We start from the raw sequence: 19,285 nt of genomic DNA on the forward strand, positions 1-19,285 counted from the left end.
CGACGAGCTCCCCGGCCGCGACCCCCGTTCGACCGACCGGCAACGTGGTTGCAACGTCCCCGTCCCTAGCCTCCGCAGGAAAGCTGCCCAACGGCGGGCAGCGCTTCTGAAGGAGCACCAGCATGACCCGTTACGCGGCGCCCGGCACCGAGGGCGCGATCGTCTCCTACCAGGCGCGCTACGACCACTTCATCGGGGGCGAGTACGTGCCGCCGGCCCGGGGGCAGTACTTCGAGAACGCGTCCCCGGTGAACGGGCAGCCGTTCACCGAGATCGCGCGCGGCACCGCGGAGGACGTGGAACGGGCGCTCGACGCGGCGCACGCGGCGGCTCCGGCGTGGGGACGTACGTCGATGACTCAGCGCTCCGACGTTCTGCTGAAGATCGCCGACCGTATGGAGGCCAACCTCGAGAGGCTCGCGGTCGCCGAGAGCTGGGAGAACGGCAAGCCGATCCGGGAGACGCTGGCCGCCGACATCCCGCTCGCCATCGACCACTTCCGCTACTTCGCGGGCGCGATCCGGGCGCAGGAGGGTTCGCTCGGCGAGGTCGACGAGGACACGGTGGCGTACCACTTCCACGAGCCGCTCGGGGTGGTCGCGCAGATCATCCCGTGGAACTTCCCCATCCTGATGGCGACCTGGAAGCTGGCGCCGGCGCTGGCCGCGGGCAACGCGGTCGTGCTGAAGCCGGCCGAGCAGACGCCGGCGTCCATCCACTACTGGCTGAGCCTGGTCGCCGATCTGCTTCCACCGGGCGTGATCAACATCGTCAACGGTTTCGGCGTGGAGGCGGGCAAGCCGCTGGCGTCCAGCCCGCGGGTGGCGAAGGTGGCGTTCACCGGGGAGACCACGACCGGCCGTCTGATCATGCAGTACGCGTCGGAGAACATCACCCCGGTCACCCTGGAACTGGGCGGCAAGTCCCCGAACATCTTCTTCGAGGACGTCACCGCGGTCGACGACGTCTTCCGGGACAAGGCGCTCGAGGGCTTCACGATGTTCGCGCTCAACCAGGGCGAGGTGTGCACCTGCCCGTCCCGGGCGCTGGTGCAGCGCGGCCACTACGCCGAGTTCATGGAGGCGGCGGTCGCCCGGACCGAGCAGATCAAGACGGGCCACCCGCTGGACACGGACACGATGATCGGCGCGCAGGCCTCCAACGACCAGCTGGAGAAGATCCTCTCCTACCTGGACATCGGCCGGCAGGAGGGCGCGAAGATCCTCACCGGTGGCGAACGCATCGAGTACGACGGTGAGTTGAAGGGCGGTTACTACGTCCAGCCGACGATCTTCGAGGGCGACAACCGGATGCGGATCTTCCAGGAGGAGATCTTCGGGCCGGTCGTGTCCGTGACCTCGTTCGACGACTTCGACGACGCCATCAAGATCGCCAACGACACGCTGTACGGGCTCGGTGCGGGTGTGTGGACGCGTGACATCAACACGGCGTACCGGGCGGGCCGTGCGATCCAGGCGGGCCGCGTCTGGACGAACTGCTACCACGCCTACCCGGCGCACGCGGCGTTCGGCGGCTACAAGGGTTCGGGCATCGGCCGCGAGACGCACAAGATGATGCTGGAGCACTACCAGCAGACGAAGAACCTGCTGGTGTCGTACTCGCCGAAGAAGCTCGGCTTCTTCTAGATCTTCTAGCCGCAGCCGCAGCCGTCACGGCAGCCACAGCCGTACTCACCAGGCGCCTGACCCGGTCGATCGCCGATCACCGGGTCAGGCGCCCTGCAGCTTCACGGCCACGGCGTCGAGGACCCAGTCCAGGCCGGTCGTGAAGGTGGTCTCGGCGTCCACGTCCGTGCCGTCGTGCACGGCCCTGCTCAGTGCCGGGAAGCGGCCCGTGGCCAGCATCCGCGTCACATGGGGGCCCGAGGCGCGCTGCCATTCCCGTTTCGACAGGCCCGTGGCCCGCTCGGCACGGATGTTCGCGATCTCGCGCCGGATCGCGCCGGTGAAATAGGCGCCGACGGTCTCGACGGCGCGCATGACCGTGTCGATGTCGGCGAGACCGTCGAGGGCGGCCAGGGTGGCCTCGGTCACGGCGAGCCCGTTGGGGCCCAGGCTCGGGCGGCCGCCGAGCAGGTCGGCCAGCCATTCGTGCCGGAGGGCGGCCCGCCTGGTGCGGTGGGCGAGGGTGCTCAACGCCTCCCGCCAGTCACCGGGCGGTTCCTCGGGGAGGATCCCGGCCTGGACCTCGTCGACCATGAGGTCGAACAGCTCCTGCTTGGTGGAGATGTAGCCGTAGAGCCGCATCGGTCCGGCGTTGAGCCGGGCGGCGACCTTGCGCAAGGACACCGCCTCCAGGCCGCCCTCGTCGGCCAGCGCGACGGCGGCGGCGACGATCCGCTCCCGGTCGAGCGGCGCGGGGCGAGCCGGCGGTTCGGGCCGGTCCCACACAGTCATGATCACACCGTTCTGTTGCTTGCGGTGCATCGTAAGCGAGAAATACAGTGTATCGACATGAGACATCGTATCGCCGTAGTCGGGAGCGGTCCCGGGGGCCTCACCTTCGCCCGGGTGCTGCACCGCCACGGCCACCCCGTCACCGTCTTCGAACGCGACCCCTCCCCCGACGCCCGTCCACCCGGCGGCACACTGGACCTGCACGAAGGGCTCGGCCAGCTCGCGATGGACAAGGCGGGGCTGCTCACGGAGTTCCTGGCGCTGTCCCGTCCCGAGGGGCAGGCCATGCGCATCCTGGACACGGACGGCACGGTCCTGCGCGACTGGCGGCCGCGTCCGGACGAGCGGGCCAACCCCGAGATCGACCGCGGGCAGCTCCGTGACCTGCTGCTCGGCCCGCTCGACGTGCGGTGGGGGCGGGGCGTGAGGCAAGTGACGCCGGGGGCCGAGGACGGCGTACTGGTCCATTTCGCGGACGGGCGGCAGGAGACGTTCGACCTCGTGGTCGGCGCCGACGGCGCCTGGTCGCGGGTCCGGCCGGCGGTCTCGCCAAAGACGCCGCACTACACCGGCATCACCGCGATGGAGACCTCACTGGACGACGTCGACACCCGCCACCCCGATCTCGCCCGGTTGATCGGGGAGGGGTCCATGGCCGTGTACGGCGTGAACCGGACGCTCGTCGCCCAGCGCAACAGCGGCGGGCACGTCAAGGTGTACGCCCAGTTCCGCGCGCCGCTGGACTGGCACGCTCGCCTCGACCTTTCCGACGCCGAGGCGGTGCGATCGAGCCTGCTGACCCTGTACGAGGGCTGGGCTCCTGCCGTTCTCGAACTCCTGCGCCAGGGCGCCGCTTTCGCCCACCGCCCCCTGTACGTGCTGCCGGTCTCCCACACCTGGCCGCACGTCCCGGGGGTGACGCTGCTGGGCGACGCCGCGCATCTGATGCCCCCGCTGGGCGCGGGCGCGAACCTCGCGATGCTGGAGGGCGCCGAACTCGCGGAGGCCATCGCCACGGGCTCCGGACCCATAGGACTCACCGAGGCGGGCGCCACCGGGCCCGCCGATCTGGACGCGACCGTCCGTGCCTTCGAGGAACGGATGTGGGCCCGGGCCGAGAGGTGGGCGAAGATCACGACGGCCGGTCTGGAACGCCTGGTGAGCCCCGACCCCGCCGAAGCCCTCACCCTGTTCGAAGAGGTCCAGCCTTCCTGACCCACCGGGACGACGTGTCGGCACCCTTGACGCCACCTCTCTGACTGCGCAGACATGACTACGCAGTCAGACGGTGCGCGGGGTTAGACAGGCAGGGCCCTGTCGGGAGGCAGCATGACGCGAGGCACAGGGCGGAGCGGCGGCTCCGGCGGGCCGAACAGGCCCGAGCCCGTCGAGGGCGACTGGTCCGCCGCGTCCGGTTACGCGGCGGGACGCGAGTTCGCCCGGGATCCGGGCGTCACGGCGGTCTTCGCCGCCAACGACGACATGGCGATCGGCCTGATCCGCGCGCTGACGGAGGCCGGACGGCGGGTGCCGGAGGACGTCAGCGTCGTCGGATTCGACGACATCCCTGTCGCCGCCTATGTGACGCCTCCCCTGACCACGGTGCGGCAACCCTTCGACGCCGTGGCACAGGAAGGACTCAAGCGTCTGGTGCACGCCCTCGAGAACCCTCAGGCCGACCCGCTGCCGTCGGACGGCTCGCCGATCGACCTGATCGTCCGCGCGTCGACCGCACCGCCGAACGGACGTTGACCCCTCCTTCCTCGTCTCGGAGGTTCCCTTCATGGCGGTTCTGCCTGCACGCGTCCTGTTCGGTGCCGCGTACTACCACGAGTACCGACCCTCCTACGGCACCGCACGCCCCGCCGAACGCCTGAAGGCCGACCTCGATCTGATGGCCGAGGCCCGCTTCACCGTGATCAGGGTGGGCGAGTCGGTCTGGTCGACCTGGGAGCCGGAGAACGGACGGTTCGAACTCGACTGGCTGCGGCCGGTGTCGGACGTCGCGCACGAGCGCGGCATCTCCGTCGTCCTCGGCACGCCGACGTACGCCGTCCCGCCGTGGCCGGCCCGCCAGTACCCCGAGATCACCGGTGAACGGCGCACCGGCGAGCGCATCGGCTGGGGCGCCCGGCAGGAAGTGGACTCACCCACCCCGCGTTCCGCTTCCACGCCGAGCGGGTCGTCCGCGCGATCGTCGGCCGGTACGCGGACCGTCCCGCGGTCATCGGCTTCCAGGTGGACAACGAACCCGGCCCGGAACTCCTGCACGACCACGGCGTCTTCCAGCGTTTCCTGGACCATCTGCGGCACAAGTACGGCGACGTCGAGACCCTGAACCGCGAGTGGGGCCTGGTCTACTGGTCACATCGCCTGTCCACCTGGGCCGACCTGGCGAGTTCCCAAGGGTCCGCGCTGGGTAGGCACTCGTCGACCGGCCCGGCGCGGGGCCGACCCACCGGGCAGGGAGGCTCATGTACGCCGACAAGGGACGGCCTTCGCCGCACGCTCTCACCGGCGCCGGAGTCGTGGTGACCGATCCGGCCGGTCGCCTCCTGCTGGGCTGGTCGACCCGCGGGGTGTGGGAGCTGCCCGGCGGCAAGAACGAGCCGGGCGAGGACTTCCGCGACACGGCCGTGCGGGAGCTGGAGGAGGAGACAGGGCTGAAGGCCGACCGCGACGGGGTGCGGCTGCTGGCCCTGCTGATGGACAGCGTGGACGGGATGCCCCGCCTCACGGCCGCCGTCCACGTCACGGCGTACCAGGGCGAACCGTCCGTCACCGAACCGCACCTGGTCCAGCGCTGGGAGTGGCACGACGTCGACCGCCTTCCGGTCCTCACCGAACCCCTGTTCACACCGAGCGCGCACGTCATCGATGTCTTCCGGCCCGGCGTCCTGCGGGACCTGCCACCCGTTCACCGCTACCCGCTGTCCTCCGGCTGACGGGAGCGTGCCGGGGGCGGGTGCTCAGTCCTCGGCCGCCTGCTGGGTCCAGGTCCAGGCGTACTGCAGCCAGTCCGCCATGGTCACGGCGCCGAGTCCCGCGCAGACCAGCCGGGTGGCGCGGGGCACGACGGTGTACCCGCACACCAGCACGCCGGCCGCCCAGACGGATGTGCAGAACGGGCAGGTCACCAGATCGCCGACGGCGCGGTGCACGCCGTGGCCCCGCGGTTCGTCCATGACCTCCGGGCCCTCGCCCTCGCCGCTGCGGCGGGCGAACGGCGCCCGGACGAAGCTCGTGATCTCGTCCTTCGTCAACAGCCTGGACGCCTTGTACGTGGCCGCGCCCATGAGGGCGACGTCCCAGGGCGGGACTTCACGGGGCGGCCGGATCCCGCGCCGCCGTACGAACGCGGCGAAGGCGGTGACACCGGCCGTGAAGGCGGCGGCGAGGGTTGCGTACCCCGCGAGAGGGGTGCCCCCGTCGTCGTACTGCGCGGTCTGCCCGCTCATGGAACCTCCCTGGACCACCCGTGCTCCCTGCCTCGGGCGCGCCCCGGGTTCCCAGGTCGGTGCAGGTCACACGCGAGAGAGGAACACGGGCTCCCCACCCCCTCCTCCCCCGCGCGCTCCCGCCCCCGGAACCGCGCGGCGTGGGCCGGAAGATCAGCCCTCGCGCGCGGGTCGGCGCCCACGCAGGTCGGTTCGGGCGCGTTGCGCGCCGGGCCAGCTCCGCCCGCAGGGCCCGATCACCTCGGAGAAGCGCCCGGAGTCCGCCCACGGCACAGCACCCTGCGCGACTCCTGACCGCACCGGACCCCGGCACTGAGCGGCGCCCGTCGTCGCAGGCGCCGCCGGCGCGGTGACGCTGTCCTGGTGTCGTCTCAGCCGATCTCGACCAGGAGGTCGCCGCCCTCCACCTGCTGGATCCGGTTGATCGCCAGCCGGTTCACCCGGCCCGCCCGGGACGCGGTGATCGCGGCCTCCATCTTCATCGCCTCGATCGTGGCCACGGTCGCGCCCGCGTCGACCTCGTCGCCCTCGGCGACCGCGAGCGTGACCACACCGGCGAACGGCGCCGCCACGTGGCCGGGGTTGGACCGGTCGGCCTTCTCGGTGACCGGGACGTCGGAGGCGGCCGCCTTGTCGCGGACCTGGATGGGCCGCAGCTGGCCGTTCAGCGTGGACATCACGGTGCGCATGCCGCGCTCGTCGGCCTCCCCGACGGCCTCCAGCTCGATGAGCAGCCGGACGCCGGGTTCGAGGTCTACGGCGTATTCCTTGCCCGGGCGCAGACCGTAGAAGAAGTCCTTGCTGTCCAGGACACTGGTGTCGCCGTAGGTCTGGCGGTGGCTGTCGAACTCGCGCGTAGGGCCGGGGAAGAGAAGCCGGTTGAGGGTCGCGCGGGGCTCCTTGGCCAGGCCTTCGCGGTCCTCCGGCGTCAGCTCCTGCACCGGCCGGGGCTCCGCACGGCCCTCCAGCGCCCGGCTGCGGAAGGGCTCCGGCCAGCCACCGGGTGGGGTGCCCAGCTCGCCGCGCAGGAAGCCGATCACCGAGTCGGGGATGTCGAACCTGTTCGGCGTCGCCTCGAAGTCCTCCGGGGTGACGTCGGCGCCGACGAGGTGCAGGGCGAGGTCGCCGACCACCTTGGACGACGGGGTGACCTTGACCAGCCGGCCGAGCATGCGGTCGGCGGCCGCGTACATCGACTCGATCTCCTCGAAGCGGTCGCCGAGGCCGAGCGCGACGGCCTGGGTGCGCAGGTTGGAGAGCTGCCCGCCGGGGATCTCGTGGTGGTAGACGCGTCCGGTCGGGGAGGCGAGGCCCGCCTCGAAGGGGGCGTAGATCTTGCGGACGCTCTCCCAGTACGGCTCCAGGTCGCCGACGGCCTGGAGGTCGAGCCCGGTGGGCCGCTCGGAGTGGTCGGTGGCGGCGACGATCGCCGACAGCGACGGCTGGGAGGTGGTGCCCGCCATGGAGGCGACCGCTCCGTCCACCGCGTCCGCGCCGGCCTGGATCGCGGCGAGGTAGGTGGCGAGCTGGCCGCCCGCCGTGTCGTGGGTGTGCAGGTGGACCGGCAGGTCGAACTCGCGGCGCAGCGCGGAGACCAGCTTCGCGGCGGCCGGAGCGCGCAGCAGACCGGCCATGTCCTTGATCGCCAGCACGTGCGCGCCGGCCGCGACGATCTGCTCGGCCAGCCGCAGGTAGTAGTCCAGCGTGTACAGGCGCTCGTTCGGGTCGGACAGGTCCGAGGTGTAGCAGAGGGCGACCTCGGCGACCGCGGTGCCCGTCTCCCGCACGGCGTCGATGGCGGGGCGCATCTGGCCGACGTCGTTGAGGGCGTCGAAGATGCGGAAGATGTCGATGCCGGTGGCGGCGGCCTCGTGCACGAAGGCGTCGGTGACCTCCGTCGGGTACGGGGTGTAGCCGACCGTGTTGCGGCCGCGCAGCAGCATCTGCAGGCAGAGGTTGGGGACGGCCTCGCGCAGGGCGGCCAGCCGCTCCCAGGGGTCCTCGGCGAGGAAGCGCAGGGCGACGTCGTACGTCGCTCCGCCCCAGCACTCCAGGGAGAGCAGCTCGGGCAGCGTGCGGGCCACCACCGGCGCGACGGCCAGCAGGTCCTTGGTGCGCACCCGGGTGGCGAGCAGCGACTGGTGGGCGTCGCGGAAGGTGGTGTCGGTGATGCCGATGGTCGGCGACTCGCGCAGGGCGCGGGCGAAGCCCTCGGGGCCGAGCTCGACGAGCCGTTGGCGGGAGCCCGCCGGGGGCTCACCGGCCGGCAGCGGGGGCAGCTTGGTGTCCGGGTCGATCAGCTCGGGCCGCTCGCCGTGCGGCTTGTTGACCGTGACGTCGGCGAGGTAGGTGAGCAGCTTGGTGCCGCGGTCGGCCGAGGAACGGGCGGTCAGCAGGTGCGGGCGCTCCTCGATGAACGACGTCGTCACCCGCCCGGCCTGGAAGTCCGGGTCGTCCAGCACGGCTTGCAGGAAGGGGATGTTGGTGGCGACGCCACGGATGCGGAACTCGGCGACGGCGCGCCGGGACCGGCCGATCGCGGCCTTGAAGTCCCGTCCGCGGCAGGTGAGTTTGACCAGCATCGAGTCGAAGTGCGCGCTGATCTCCGTCCCGGCGTGGGTGGTTCCGCCGTCCAGGCGGATGCCGGAGCCGCCGGGCGAGCGGTAGGCGCTGATGCGGCCGGTGTCGGGGCGGAAGCCGTTGGCGGGGTCCTCGGTGGTGATACGGCACTGCAGGGCCGCGCCGTGCAACTTGACCGTGTCCTGGGAGAGGCCGAGGTCGGCGAGGGTCTGGCCGGAGGCGATGCGCAGCTGGGCCTGGACGAGGTCGACGTCGGTGACCTCCTCGGTGACCGTGTGCTCGACCTGGATGCGTGGGTTCATCTCGATGAAGACGTGGTTGCCGTCACGGTCGAGGAGGAACTCGACCGTGCCCGCGTTGCGGTAGCCGATCTCGCGCGCGAAGCGGACCGCGTCGGCGCAGATCCGGTCCCGCAGCTCCGGGTCGAGGTTGGGCGCGGGCGCCATCTCGATGACCTTCTGGTGGCGGCGCTGGAGGGAGCAGTCGCGTTCGAAGAGGTGGATCACGTCGCCCGCGCCGTCGGCGAGGATCTGCACCTCGATGTGGCGGGGGTCGACGACGGCCTTCTCCAGGAAGACGGTCGGGTCGCCGAAGGCGGAGGCTGCCTCGCGGGACGCGGCCTCGATGGACTCGCGCAGTGCGGCCGGGTCCTCGACGCGGCGCATGCCGCGCCCGCCGCCGCCCGCGACCGCCTTCACGAACACCGGGAAGCCGATCTCCTCGGCGGCGCGCACGAGGTCGTCGACGTCGGTGGAGGGCTGGGAGGAGCCGAGAACCGGCACGCCGGCCGCGCGGGCGGCGGCCACGGCGCGGGCCTTGTTGCCGGTGAGCTCCAGCGTCTGCGCGCTCGGCCCGACGAAGGTGATGCCGGCCTCCTCGCAGGCCTTGGCGAGCTCGGGGTTCTCCGACAGGAAGCCGTAGCCGGGGTAGACGGCGTCCGCGCCGGCCCGGCGGGCGGCGCGGACGATCTCCTCGACCGACAGGTAGGCGCGCACGGGGTGGCCCGGCTGGCCGATCTCGTAGGCCTCGTCGGCCTTGAGCCGGTGCAACGAGTTGCGGTCCTCGTGCGGGAAGACGGCGACCGTCCGCGCGCCCAGCTCATAGCCGGCGCGGAACGCCCTGATCGCGATCTCACCACGGTTGGCGACCAGCACCTTGCGGAACATCACCGCTCCCTTCAGCCTGCCGACGAACGTCCCCCATGGTGTCGGTGCCATGCGCCCGTGGCCATGTGACCCGGGCCACTCAGGGAGTGATTTTCGTGGCCGCCTTGTTGATCGCCTCACGGATGCGGGCGTAGGTGCCGCAGCGGCAGACGTTCTCGATGCCGTCGATGTCTTCGTCGGTGGGGTGGCGCGTCTTCTTCAGCAGGGCGACGGCGGCCATGATCTGCCCGGGCTGGCAGAAGCCGCACTGGGAGACGTCGCAGTCGAGCCAGGCCTGCTGCACGGGGTGCAGGGTGTCGCCGTCGGCCAGGCCTTCGATGGTGGTGACCTCGCGGTCCGCGCAGTCCTTGACCTTGACGACGCAGGGCTGGATCTCCTCGCCGTCGAGATGGCTGGTGCAGGCCCGGCAGACGCCGACACCGCAGCCGTACTTGGGGCCGGTGACGTGCAGCAGGTCGCGCAGCACCCACAGCAGCGGCATGTCGGCCGGGGCCTCGACGGTGACCTTCTCGCCGTTGAGGACGAAGGAGTAGGACGGCATCGGCACCTTCTCGAAAGGGTCTCAGAAGTTCAGCGGGAAGCGGCGGGGCCTGGTGCCGGTCGCCCGGGCGTAGGCGTTGGCGACGGCCCCGGAGGCGGCGGGCACGCCGAGTTCGCCCGCGCCGCCGGGCTCGGCGGTGGACGGCATGATGTGCGCCTCGAAGTGCAGGGGGGCGTTGCGCTGGCGGGCCCAGTGGAAGTCGGCGAAGCTGCCTTCGCGGACGGCGCCCCGGTCGATGTGCAGCCCGGCGCTCAGCACCGTGGAGATCCCGTCGACGGCGGTGCCCATGAGCTGGGCCTCAAGGCCGCGCGGGTTGACGGCGGTGCCGACGTCGGCGGCCATCACCACCTTGACGACCCTCGGTTTCCCCGGGTCGGTGGCGTCGATCTCGGCGAGGCAGGCCACGCAGGACCCGTACTCCTCGTGGACGGCGACGCCCTGCCCGTGTCCGGCGGGCAGCGGCGCGTTCCAGCTCCCGGCCTCGGCGACCTTGTCGAGCACGGCCCGCACCGCCTTGCTCCGCAGGGTCGTACGGCGGAAGGCGACCGGGTCGACGCCCAGGCTCCCGGCGATCTCGTCGACGAGGATCTCCTCCGCGGTGCGCATCGTCCCGGAGTCCACCGAACGCCAGGCACCCACCGGAATCGCGAGTTCGACGCCACCCGAATCCCCGGACAGGCGGCCGAAGTTGTACAGCCCGGAGTCGCTGGGGGCGGGGCGGGCCGCCGGCCGGACGAAGAGCGCCTGCTGGGCGCCGCCCTTCCTGCCGTAGGACTCGTCGACGGAGGCCATGGCGTGGGCGAAGGCGACGACCCGGCCGTCCTTGTGGCTGGCGCGGACGCGGTGGTGGGTGGCCGGGCGCATCCGGCCGTGGCGGGTGTCGTCGTTGCGGCTCCACATGAGCTTGACCGGCCGGCCGGCCGCCTTGGAGATCAGGGCGGCCTCGACGGCGGCCTCATGCGTCAGGCGCCGCCCGAAGGAGCCTCCGCCGCGCATGACGTGGACCGTGACCGCCGAGGCCGGAAGGCCGACCGCGGAGGCGATGTCGTCGCGGGCGGACATGGGGCCCTGGGCGGAGAACCACATCTCGGCCCGGTGGGCGCGCACGTCCGCGATGGCGGTCAGGACCTCCATCGGGGCGTGGCTGACGAAGGCGAACTCGAACTCGCCCTCGACCTGCTTCGACCCGCGCGGCGGCGTGCCCAGCTTCGGGACGGCGGCCTTGAGCCGGGCGCGGATGCCGGCGTCGGACAGCGAGCCCAGCGGGCCCGGCGCCCACTTGATCCTCAGGGCGTCGCGGCCCTGGAAGGCGTGGTGGAAGGTCTCGGCCACGACGGCGATCCCGCCGGGGACCCGTACGACCGCGTGGACCCCCGGCAGGGCGCGGGCGGCCCGGTCGTCGACGGTGACCACCTTCCCCCCGAACGTCGGCGGCCTGGCGACCACCGTCGGCTTCGCCCCGGCCACGTGCAGGTCGCCGGCGTAGGTGGCCTTGCCGGTGACGATGTCGCGGCCGTCGACGCGGTTCGTGGGCCGGCCGATCAGCTGGTGCCGGGAGGCCGGCTTGGGCCGGTCGGACACCGCGGTGCGGCGCACCCGGGCGGCGGACGCGCTCAGCGAGCCGAAGGTGGCGGTGCGCCCGTCCGGGGCGATGACCTTGGTGTCCTCGGTGCGCAGGCTCCAGGCGGGGACGCGCCAGCGGCGGGCGGCCGCGGTCACCAGGCGCGCGCGTGCCGTGGCCGCCAGCCGGCGGGCCGGGTCGTACAGCGAGCGGACGGAGTCCGAGCCGCCCGTGTTCTGGTTGCCCTTGGTCCGCGCGTCCGCGAGGGGGATGTCGACGTCGGCGAGGCGGGCGTCCAACTCCTCGGCGATCATCATGGCGACGGCGGTCGTGATGCCCTGGCCGACCTCGACCCGGGGCAGTCGTACGACCACCTTGTTCTCCCGGGTGACCTCCAGGACCAGCATCTCGTCGTCGGTACCGGTCACCACCGTGTCGGCCGGCGCGCGGGCGGGTTCGGACCCCTGGGCCGTCGAGGTGTCGCAGCCGAGCGGGGCGGCCACGACGAGGCCGGCCGTGGACAGGGAGTACACCATGAACCGGCGGCGGGAGACCGTGCGCGGTCCGGCGGTGGAGGCGTCGATGCCGTCCAACAGACACTCCTCGATCGGGTCGGCCACTGCGTCAACCGATAGGAGGGGCCGGCCGCCCTGTGGGTTCCCTTCCCGCCACCGGCGACTCTGTGGCCTCTGCTGGCCCACGGGATACTGGCCGATCATGACGACCGACGAATCCCGCGTCCGGCGGCGCGCCGACCACGATCTCGACGCCTGTGTGGCGGCTCTCGCCGCCGTGCACCGGCACAGCGGCTACCCGGTCAACTGGCCGCCGGACCCCGCTCGCTGGCTCACCCCGCGTTCGATGGAGGCCGCCTGGGTGGCCGAACTCGACGGCCGTGTCGTCGGGCACGTGGAGCTGTCTCGGCCCGACGGCGGCGATGTGGCGCCCGGCCTGTGGAGCGCCCGCGCCGGGGTCGGTGTGGCCGACACCGCCGTGGTGGGGCGCCTGTTCGTGTCGCCCGCCGCGCACGGGCACGGTCTCGGCGCCGAACTGATGGCCCGGGCGGTCGCGGAGGCGCGGGCGCGCGGTCTGCATCCGGTGCTCGACGTCGTCGTCTCCAACACGGCGGCGACGGCCCTGTACGAGCGGCTCGGCTGGGAGCTGCTGGCCGTGGTGGAGCGGCGCTGGGCGCCGGACCAGCTGGTGTCCCTGGGGTGTTGGGCCGCTCCCTAGCCACTGCCGCGGCCCCTGCTGCCGCGCAACCCTCTCGCAACCTTGCCCGTGGTGTTCTGGCCGGCATGGACGAGGAGATCCCGCGCGTCGAACTCACCCCGGCCGCCGCCGACCTGCTGCGTGCCCTGCGGGCCACGCACGGTCCGCTGATGTTCCATCAGTCCGGCGGCTGCTGCGACGGCAGCGCGCCCATGTGCTACCCGGAGGGCGAGTTCCGCACCGGTGACTCCGACGTGCTGCTGGCGGAGCTGGAGGTGGAGGGGGTGCCGGAGCCGGTGTCGTTCTGGATGTCCCGCGGCCAGTACGCGGCCTGGAGCCACACCCGGCTGATCGTGGACGTCGTCACCGGCCGCGGCAGCGGTTTCTCGCTGGAGGCACCCGAGGGGGTGCGTTTTCTCACCCGTTCTCGCGTAGTCGACGCGTAGTCGCTGCGCGGACCACCGCGGTCTGCTGCACTTCCCCTGAGCGTTCGAAGAGTTGACGAGACCTCAGGGGGCACAGTGACGCGCCGTCAGAAGCTTTCCAGAGCAGGCAGATCCGTACTCTCGTTCGTCACGGCATTCGGCGCGCTGGCCGGTGCGGCCCTGGTGGGGGCGGCACCGGCCGGCGCCGCGTCCGGCGCCACCGCGATCGCGCCGGGCGTCACCTACCGGCAGTTCGACCTCAGGGGGCGCAAGGGGCCGGCCCACGCGCACCTGCTCACCGTCGACCTGCGCGATCCGCGCGTACGGCTCGGCCTGCTGTATCCGGGGGCGGTCGCCGCCCGGGCCACGGTCTCGCGGCTGGCCGACGCGCAGGGCGCCGTCGCGGGCGTCAACGGCGACTTCTTCAACATCTCGGAGACCCAGCACCCGGGTGTCGAGGCGACCGGCGCCACCGACGGACCCGCGATCGCCGCGGGGCACGTCCTGAAGGGGGCGGTGCCCGACGGTCAGCGCTTCGGCCCCGCCCTGCCGCCCGGCACCAGCACCGAGGACGTGTTCGGCGTGGGCGTCGACCGCAGGGCCCGGCTGGACGGCCTCGCCCTGGAGGGCACGATCCGCACCCCGGCCGGACGCCTGCCGCTGCGCGGACTCAACCAGTTCGCGCTGCCCGAGAACTCGATCGGCGCGTTCACCTCGGACTGGGGGGCGGCCTCCCGGGTCCGCGCGACCTGCGGCACGGACACCGACCGGGGCGCCGCGTGCAGCACGGACACCTACGAGGTCACCGTCCGCCGCGGCCGGGTCGTGGCGGCGGCCGACACCCCGGGGCAGGGGCCCGTCGCCGCGGGCACCACGGTGCTCGTCGGCCGCGAGGAGGGCGCCCGGCAGCTGCGGAAACTCGCCGAGGGCGAGCCGGTGAAGGTGACGCATCGCCTGGTCGCGACCCGCTCCAAGGTCGCCTACCGCTTCGCCCTCGGCGGCTATCCCGTGCTCCGGCGCGGACAGCCGCTGCCCGGACTGGACGGCACCACCTCGGCCGTCCGCACGGCCGTCGGCATCACGGACGGCGGCAGGCGGCTGCTGCTGTTCGCACTGGACGGCGCGCCCGACTACCGCAAGGGTCTGACCATCGCCGAAGTCGCGGAGGAAATGCGCGAGTTGGGGGCGAGCGATGCCTTCAGTCTGGACGGCGGCGGTTCCACCACGCTGGTCGCGCGTGCTCCGGGCGCGAGCACGGTGACCGTGCGCAACCATCCCTCGGGCGACGCGGAACGCCCGGTGCCGAACGGCATCGGGGTGTTCACGACGCCCTGACCGCGGGCCGGCTCAGGGCCGCAGGCTGCCGAGGATGCCGGCGGTCGCCGTGACGCCGCTGTGGATCGTGGGCGCCACGCTCGTGCCGGCGAGGAAGAACCCGAGCAGCGCGCAGACCAGGGCATGGGAGAACTTCAGCCCGCCGCTGCGCAGGAAGATCACCGCCAGGATCAGGAGCAGCAGCACCACAGAGATGGAAATCGCCATCGTCAACCTCCTCCGCCACGCCCGTTTCGCGGCGTTAGGCCGCAAGTGTGGCGTAGCGGAGGGCCGGTCGGCACGGCTGACCTGTCCGCCGAACGTGTGGTTCTACGCCGTCCGGTGGGCGTCGAGGAAGGATTCGAGGCCGGCGAGGTCGTCGGTGTTGAGGTAGTCGACGCCGGCGTCCAGCAGTTCGGACCACAGCGCGTCACGGGCGGGCCCGGGCAGGTCCGGGGTGTTCCAGAAGCGGACTTTCTGTCCGGCCGCGTGGGCCTGGGCGAGGAGGGCGCGCAGCTTCTGCCGCTCGGCGTCGGGGAAGGCGCCCGCGCCGAGCCAGGTGAAGTTGAGCTGCCAGTTGTCGCTGATCAGCGGGATGAAGGAGGCGGGCGCGGCGGTGCCGAGGTCGGTGAGCCGGCCGTCGTAGAAGGCGCGGCGCACGCTCTGCGCCTCCATCGGGATACGGGCGGCCCGGTCGCCGGAGATGACGTTGGTGACCGCTCCGGGGTACACGCGGCCGTGGGCGCAGGTCGTGAACAGGTGCCGGTAGCGCCGCAGGTGACGGTCGAGTTCGAGGTAGGTCGAGGAGCCCTCGGTCTTGATGTCGATCAGCAGCTGCAGCGGCTTGCGGTAACCGCGGTACACGGAGCCGTGGTTGGCCTTGACGAGGGCGGCCAGCGGGTCGAGGTAGAGCGATTCCAGGGTGCGGGTCGGGTCGAGGTCGCTCTCGGTGTGGCCGATCAGGAGCTGGTCGTCGACGAGGAAGATGTCGGCCTCGACGCTGCCGAAGCGGTGGTCGAGGGCGTCGAAGAGGGGGCGGGGGTGCTCGTAGTCGTTGTGGGCGTGGGCGCGCCACAACGGGGCTTTGCGGTGCCGCCGTTGGGCGGCGAAGGCGCTGCCGGCGGGCGGGGCGAGGACGGCGGCGAGCGTGGCGCCGAAGGCGGTGAGGGCTCTGCGGCGGGTGACGAGGGCCATGGTCTGCCTCCCTGTGGGGCGGGTCGGAACCACAGGGAGTATGGGGCCGCCGAAGCCCCAAAGTATCTGTACGTGCCAGGAGTTGGCCGGACCGCCGCCGTCCGTTCACTCCTTGTGCCGAGCCGCACGAAGAAGCCCGCCCCAGGTGGGGCGGGCTTCACCGGCGGATGCTCAAGGGGCCTGCAGGTCGACGAGTTCGGCCACCTCGGAGCGGTGCGCGCCCGACGTGCCGTAGGCGATCGAGTCGGCCTTGGCGCGCTTGAGGTACAGGTGGATCGGATGCTCCCAGGTCATGCCGATGCCGGCGTGCAGTTGCAGCGCCTCCTCGGCGGCGTGCACGGCGACGGGCGCCGCGTAGGCCTGGGCGACCGCGACGGCCAGGTCGACGTCCTCGCCGGTCGCGAGCGCGTCGGCGGCGTTGCGGGCGGCGGCACGGAGGTTGACGACCTCCAGCCACAGCTGGGCGAGCCGGTGCTTGAGCGCCTGGAAGCCGCCGACGGGACGGTTGAACTGCTTGCGCTCCTTCAAATAGCGCACGGTCTCGGTCAACGCCCATTCCGCCAGGCCGAGTTGTTCGGAGGCGAGCAGTCCGGCGCCGGCACGCAGGGCCCGTCGGACGGCCGGCTCGGCGTCCCCGAGGCGGCGGCCGGGGGCGCCGGCGAGGACGACGCCGGCCAGCGGCCGGGTGAGGTCGAGGGAGACCTGCGGGGTGACGGTGGCGTCGGACCCCTGCACGGCGTACAGGCCGCCGTCCTCGGCCGGCACGAGCAGCACGTCGGCCGCCGCCGCGTCCGCGATGCCGGTCAGCTCCCCGTGCAGTGTGCCGTTCTCCAGCCGTGCGACGGCGAAGGCGGTGCCCGGGGCGCGGTGCAGCCCGACCGCGAGGGCCGCCACGGTCCGCCCGGAGGCCAGTCGGCCGAGCAGTTCCTCGTCCCCGCACTCCAGCAGGGCCTCGGTGGCGACGACCGCGCTGGTGAGGTAGGGCACGGGGGCGACGGCCCGCCCCAACTCCTCCAGCACGACCGCCACTTCGCGGTGGCCGGCTCCCTGCCCGCCCTGAGCCTCGGGCACCAGCAGGCCGGCGAGGCCCATGCCGTCGGCGAGCGCCTTCCAGGCGGAGAGGTCGTGCGGGGCGTCGGACTCGGTGCGCGCGATGACGCCGGGCGCGTCGCAGTGGTCGGCGAGCAGGTCCCGTACGGCGGCCCGGAGCGCCTCTTCCTCCTCCGAGTACAGCAGGTCGGTCATCGGGCCAGGTCCTTCCAGGCGACGTCCTTGTCGGTGCGCGGCTCGGCGGGCAGGCCCAGGACGCGCTCGGCGACGATGTTCAGCAGGACCTCGCTGGTCCCGCCCTCGATGCTGTTGCCCTTGGAGCGCAGGTAGCGGTAGCCGGCGTCGCGGCCGGTGAAGTCCACCAGTTCGGGCCTGCGCATGGTCCAGTCGTCGTACAACAGGCCCTCTTCGCCGCGCAGTTCCACCTCCAGGCCGCTGATCTCCTGGTTGAGGCGGGCGAAGGCGAGCTTCATGCCGGCGCCCTCCGGGCCGGGCTGGCCGGCGACGAGCTGCTGGCGCAGCCGCTCGGCGGTGAGCCGGGCCACCTCGGACTCCACCCACAGCTTCAGCAGCCGCTGGTGCAGGTCGTGGGTGCGCAGTTCGGGCCGCTCGCGCCAGGTCTTCGCGACCGGGGCGATCATGCCGCCCTCGCGGGGCAGCCGCATGCCGCCGATCGCGACGCGCTCGTTGTTGAGCGTGGTCTGCGCGACCCGCCAGCCGTCGCCGACCTCGCCGAGGCGGCGGGAGTCGGGGATGCGGACGTCGGTGAGGAAGACCTCGTTGAACTCGGCCTCGCCGGTGATCTGCCGCAGCGGGCGGACCTCGACGCCGGGGTCGGTCATGTCGCACAGGAAGTAGGTGATGCCGGCGTGCTTGGGCACGTCCGGGTCGGTGCGGGCGATGAGGATGGCCCAGCGGGCGAGGTGGGCGCTGGAGGTCCACACCTTCTGCCCGTTGACGACCCAGTCCTCGCCTTCACGCACGGCCCGCGTGCCGAGCGCGGCCAGGTCGGAGCCGGCGCCGGGCTCGCTGAAGAGCTGGCACCAGACCTCCTCGCCGGTCCACAGGGGCCGCAGATAGCGCTGCTTCTGCTCCTCGGTGCCGTACTTGAGGATGGTCGGCGCGGCCATGCCGAGGCCGATGCCGATCCTGCGGGGGTCGTTGTCGGGGGCGCCCGCGGCCTCCAGCGCGGCGTCCACCACGGCCTGGAGGGTCCGCGGGGCGCCGAGGCCGCCGAGGCCCTCCGGGTAGTGCACCCACGACAGTCCCGCGTCGAAGCGGGCGCGCAGGAAGTCCAGCCGTTCGGTCGTGGCCGGCGGATGCGCCTTCAGCAACTCGGCGGTGCGCCGCCGGAGTTCGGCTGCGTCGACGCTCATGCGGCGGCTCCGTTCGCGAGGGACGGGACGACGACGACCCGGCCGGTGGTGACACCGTCGGCGACGCGCTGCACGGCGGCGGCCGCCTCACCGAGCGGCACGCGCTCGCTCACCAGCGGCTTGATGGCGCCCCGGGCAGCCAGTTCGGTGAGCTGCTCGTGGCAGTGCAGGACCAGCTTCGGGTTCTTGGTGTTGTACAGACCCCAGTGCAGGCCCAGGATCGAGTAGTTCTTCACCAGGGCGTGGTTGAGCGCCGGGCTGGGGATGCCCCCGCTGGCGAAGCCGACGACGACGATCCGGCCCTCGAAGGCGACGACCTTGGTGGACTGGGTGTAGGCCTCGCCGCCCACGGGGTCGTAGATCACGTCGGCGCCCCGGCCGCCGGTCGCCTCCTTGACCGCGGCGACGACGTCCTCGCTCTTGCGGTCGACGACCACGTCACAGCCCAGCTCGCGGGCCACGGCGGCCTTCTCGGCGCCGCCGACGACACCGATGACCGTCGCCCCGGCCGCCTTGCCGAGCTGCACGGCCGCGCTGCCGACCCCTCCGGCGGCGGCGTGGACGAGGAGTGTCTCGCCGGCTTCCAGACGGGCGCGGCGGTGCAGGCCGAACCAGCCGGTCTGGTAGCCGATGTGCAGGGCGGCGGCCTCGGCGTCGTCCAGCGAGTCCGGGGCGGGCAGTACGGCGGCGGCGTCCGCGACGGCGTACTCGGCGAAACCGCCGTACGGCAGCGCGGGGTTGGCCAGCACGCGGCGGCCGTCCTCGGTCTCGCCGCAGATCTCCACGCCGGGCGTGAACGGCAGCGGCGGGCGCACCTGGTAGTGGCCGCGGGCCATCAGCACGTCCGGGAAGTTGATGTTGGCGGCCCGCACCTTCAGCAGCACCTGGCCGTCGCCGGGGGTGGGCGCCGGGACGTCCTGGAGCCGCATCACCTCACTCGGCTCGCCGAGCTCGTGCACTTGCCATGCCTGCATGCGGTGCCTCCACGGGA

16 protein-coding genes and 2 pseudogenes are annotated in these 19,285 nt (G+C 72.5%); 8 read left to right on the top strand and 10 right to left on the bottom strand.

Going from position 1 to position 19,285, the window contains the following annotated elements; all coding sequences use genetic code 11:
• Nucleotides 1-122: 122 nt before the first annotated feature.
• Complete coding sequence (exaC, locus tag LN251_RS34580; RefSeq protein ID WP_458248082.1) at nucleotides 123-1,646, top strand: acetaldehyde dehydrogenase ExaC; 1,524 nt, start codon at nucleotides 123-125, stop codon at nucleotides 1,644-1,646.
• 84 nt (nucleotides 1,647-1,730) lie between these two features.
• Here exaC and LN251_RS34585 read toward each other — a convergent pair whose 3' ends face one another.
• Entirely contained in the window at nucleotides 1,731-2,417 is a 687-nt protein-coding gene (locus tag LN251_RS34585; protein WP_458248083.1) for a TetR/AcrR family transcriptional regulator, read from the bottom strand.
• A 57-nt stretch (nucleotides 2,418-2,474) separates the two neighbouring features.
• Between LN251_RS34585 and LN251_RS34590 the strand changes: the two genes are divergently transcribed.
• The 4 genes and pseudogenes from LN251_RS34590 to LN251_RS34605 all read left to right on the top strand — a co-directional run bounded on the left by LN251_RS34590 (nucleotide 2,475) and on the right by LN251_RS34605 (nucleotide 5,362).
• Nucleotides 2,475-3,632 (top strand): FAD-dependent oxidoreductase, encoded by a 1,158-nt coding sequence (locus LN251_RS34590; RefSeq protein ID WP_458248084.1) that lies wholly within the window; start codon nucleotides 2,475-2,477, stop codon nucleotides 3,630-3,632.
• 162 nt (nucleotides 3,633-3,794) lie between these two features.
• Nucleotides 3,795-4,169 (top strand): annotated as a pseudogene (locus LN251_RS34595) (substrate-binding domain-containing protein); the annotation flags it as partial.
• 142 nt (nucleotides 4,170-4,311) lie between these two features.
• Nucleotides 4,312-4,952, top strand: a pseudogene (locus LN251_RS34600) (beta-galactosidase).
• Complete coding sequence (locus tag LN251_RS34605) at nucleotides 4,892-5,362, top strand: nucleotide triphosphate diphosphatase NUDT15 (protein WP_458248085.1); 471 nt, start codon at nucleotides 4,892-4,894, stop codon at nucleotides 5,360-5,362. Before LN251_RS34600 ends, LN251_RS34605 begins: the two are co-directional and overlap by 61 nt.
• Nucleotides 5,363-5,386: 24 nt before the next feature.
• Here LN251_RS34605 and LN251_RS34610 read toward each other — a convergent pair whose 3' ends face one another.
• The 4 genes from LN251_RS34610 to LN251_RS34625 all read right to left on the bottom strand — a co-directional run bounded on the left by LN251_RS34610 (nucleotide 5,387) and on the right by LN251_RS34625 (nucleotide 12,259).
• Nucleotides 5,387-5,875 (bottom strand): DUF1360 domain-containing protein, encoded by a 489-nt coding sequence (locus tag LN251_RS34610; protein WP_458248086.1) that lies wholly within the window; start codon nucleotides 5,873-5,875, stop codon nucleotides 5,387-5,389.
• A 371-nt stretch (nucleotides 5,876-6,246) separates the two neighbouring features.
• Nucleotides 6,247-9,621, bottom strand: coding sequence for a pyruvate carboxylase (locus tag LN251_RS34615; RefSeq protein ID WP_458248234.1), 3,375 nt, complete (start codon nucleotides 9,619-9,621; stop codon nucleotides 6,247-6,249).
• A gap of 79 nt (nucleotides 9,622-9,700) precedes the next feature.
• The gene (locus LN251_RS34620) at nucleotides 9,701-10,162 is read right to left on the bottom strand and encodes a (2Fe-2S)-binding protein (RefSeq protein WP_458248087.1); all 462 of its coding nucleotides are present in this window, start codon (nucleotides 10,160-10,162) and stop codon (nucleotides 9,701-9,703) included.
• A 21-nt stretch (nucleotides 10,163-10,183) separates the two neighbouring features.
• Nucleotides 10,184-12,259: a molybdopterin cofactor-binding domain-containing protein gene (locus tag LN251_RS34625; RefSeq protein WP_458248235.1), complete on the bottom strand. Its 2,076-nt coding sequence runs from the start codon at nucleotides 12,257-12,259 to the stop codon at nucleotides 10,184-10,186.
• Between the two features lie 181 nt (nucleotides 12,260-12,440).
• Between LN251_RS34625 and LN251_RS34630 the strand changes: the two genes are divergently transcribed.
• The 3 genes from LN251_RS34630 to LN251_RS34640 all read left to right on the top strand — a co-directional run bounded on the left by LN251_RS34630 (nucleotide 12,441) and on the right by LN251_RS34640 (nucleotide 14,695).
• A complete protein-coding gene (locus LN251_RS34630) occupies nucleotides 12,441-12,956 on the top strand; it encodes a GNAT family N-acetyltransferase (protein WP_458248088.1) in 516 nt (171 codons plus the stop codon).
• A gap of 65 nt (nucleotides 12,957-13,021) precedes the next feature.
• A complete protein-coding gene (locus tag LN251_RS34635) occupies nucleotides 13,022-13,381 on the top strand; it encodes a DUF779 domain-containing protein (protein WP_458248089.1) in 360 nt (119 codons plus the stop codon).
• 75 nt (nucleotides 13,382-13,456) lie between these two features.
• The gene (locus LN251_RS34640; RefSeq protein ID WP_458248090.1) at nucleotides 13,457-14,695 is read left to right on the top strand and encodes a phosphodiester glycosidase family protein; all 1,239 of its coding nucleotides are present in this window, start codon (nucleotides 13,457-13,459) and stop codon (nucleotides 14,693-14,695) included.
• A 12-nt stretch (nucleotides 14,696-14,707) separates the two neighbouring features.
• Here LN251_RS34640 and LN251_RS34645 read toward each other — a convergent pair whose 3' ends face one another.
• The 5 genes from LN251_RS34645 to LN251_RS34665 all read right to left on the bottom strand — a co-directional run bounded on the left by LN251_RS34645 (nucleotide 14,708) and on the right by LN251_RS34665 (nucleotide 19,268).
• A complete protein-coding gene (locus LN251_RS34645) occupies nucleotides 14,708-14,902 on the bottom strand; it encodes a hypothetical protein (RefSeq protein WP_458248091.1) in 195 nt (64 codons plus the stop codon).
• A 102-nt stretch (nucleotides 14,903-15,004) separates the two neighbouring features.
• Entirely contained in the window at nucleotides 15,005-15,868 is an 864-nt protein-coding gene (locus tag LN251_RS34650) for a phosphatidylinositol-specific phospholipase C/glycerophosphodiester phosphodiesterase family protein (protein ID WP_458248092.1), read from the bottom strand.
• A 171-nt stretch (nucleotides 15,869-16,039) separates the two neighbouring features.
• On the bottom strand, nucleotides 16,040-17,113 hold the full coding sequence (locus LN251_RS34655; protein ID WP_458248093.1) for an acyl-CoA dehydrogenase family protein: 1,074 nt from the start codon (nucleotides 17,111-17,113) through the stop codon (nucleotides 16,040-16,042).
• Complete coding sequence (locus tag LN251_RS34660) at nucleotides 17,110-18,294, bottom strand: acyl-CoA dehydrogenase family protein (RefSeq protein WP_458248094.1); 1,185 nt, start codon at nucleotides 18,292-18,294, stop codon at nucleotides 17,110-17,112. Before LN251_RS34660 ends, LN251_RS34655 begins: the two co-directional genes overlap by 4 nt.
• A complete protein-coding gene (locus LN251_RS34665; protein WP_458248095.1) occupies nucleotides 18,291-19,268 on the bottom strand; it encodes an NADPH:quinone oxidoreductase family protein in 978 nt (325 codons plus the stop codon). Before LN251_RS34665 ends, LN251_RS34660 begins: the two co-directional genes overlap by 4 nt.
• Between the last annotated feature and the right edge of the window lie 17 nt (nucleotides 19,269-19,285).

The sequence above is a fragment of the Streptomyces sp. MAI_2237 genome (assembly GCF_054189285.1).

What these genes read in the sequence shown, in the direction of transcription:
- exaC (WP_458248082.1), top strand. Translation starts at nt 123, where the DNA reads ATGACCCGTTACGCGGCGCCCGGCACCGAGGGCGCGATCGTCTCCTAC.
- LN251_RS34585 (WP_458248083.1), bottom strand. Translation starts at nt 2,417, where the DNA reads ATGACTGTGTGGGACCGGCCCGAACCGCCGGCTCGCCCCGCGCCGCTC.
- LN251_RS34590 (WP_458248084.1), top strand. Translation starts at nt 2,475, where the DNA reads ATGAGACATCGTATCGCCGTAGTCGGGAGCGGTCCCGGGGGCCTCACC.
- LN251_RS34605 (WP_458248085.1), top strand. Translation starts at nt 4,892, where the DNA reads ATGTACGCCGACAAGGGACGGCCTTCGCCGCACGCTCTCACCGGCGCC.
- LN251_RS34610 (WP_458248086.1), bottom strand. Translation starts at nt 5,875, where the DNA reads ATGAGCGGGCAGACCGCGCAGTACGACGACGGGGGCACCCCTCTCGCG.
- LN251_RS34615 (WP_458248234.1), bottom strand. Translation starts at nt 9,621, where the DNA reads ATGTTCCGCAAGGTGCTGGTCGCCAACCGTGGTGAGATCGCGATCAGG.
- LN251_RS34620 (WP_458248087.1), bottom strand. Translation starts at nt 10,162, where the DNA reads ATGCCGTCCTACTCCTTCGTCCTCAACGGCGAGAAGGTCACCGTCGAG.
- LN251_RS34625 (WP_458248235.1), bottom strand. Translation starts at nt 12,259, where the DNA reads ATGGTGTACTCCCTGTCCACGGCCGGCCTCGTCGTGGCCGCCCCGCTC.
- LN251_RS34630 (WP_458248088.1), top strand. Translation starts at nt 12,441, where the DNA reads ATGACGACCGACGAATCCCGCGTCCGGCGGCGCGCCGACCACGATCTC.
- LN251_RS34635 (WP_458248089.1), top strand. Translation starts at nt 13,022, where the DNA reads ATGGACGAGGAGATCCCGCGCGTCGAACTCACCCCGGCCGCCGCCGAC.
- LN251_RS34645 (WP_458248091.1), bottom strand. Translation starts at nt 14,902, where the DNA reads ATGGCGATTTCCATCTCTGTGGTGCTGCTGCTCCTGATCCTGGCGGTG.
- LN251_RS34650 (WP_458248092.1), bottom strand. Translation starts at nt 15,868, where the DNA reads ATGGCCCTCGTCACCCGCCGCAGAGCCCTCACCGCCTTCGGCGCCACG.
- LN251_RS34655 (WP_458248093.1), bottom strand. Translation starts at nt 17,113, where the DNA reads ATGACCGACCTGCTGTACTCGGAGGAGGAAGAGGCGCTCCGGGCCGCC.
- LN251_RS34660 (WP_458248094.1), bottom strand. Translation starts at nt 18,294, where the DNA reads ATGAGCGTCGACGCAGCCGAACTCCGGCGGCGCACCGCCGAGTTGCTG.
- LN251_RS34665 (WP_458248095.1), bottom strand. Translation starts at nt 19,268, where the DNA reads ATGCAGGCATGGCAAGTGCACGAGCTCGGCGAGCCGAGTGAGGTGATG.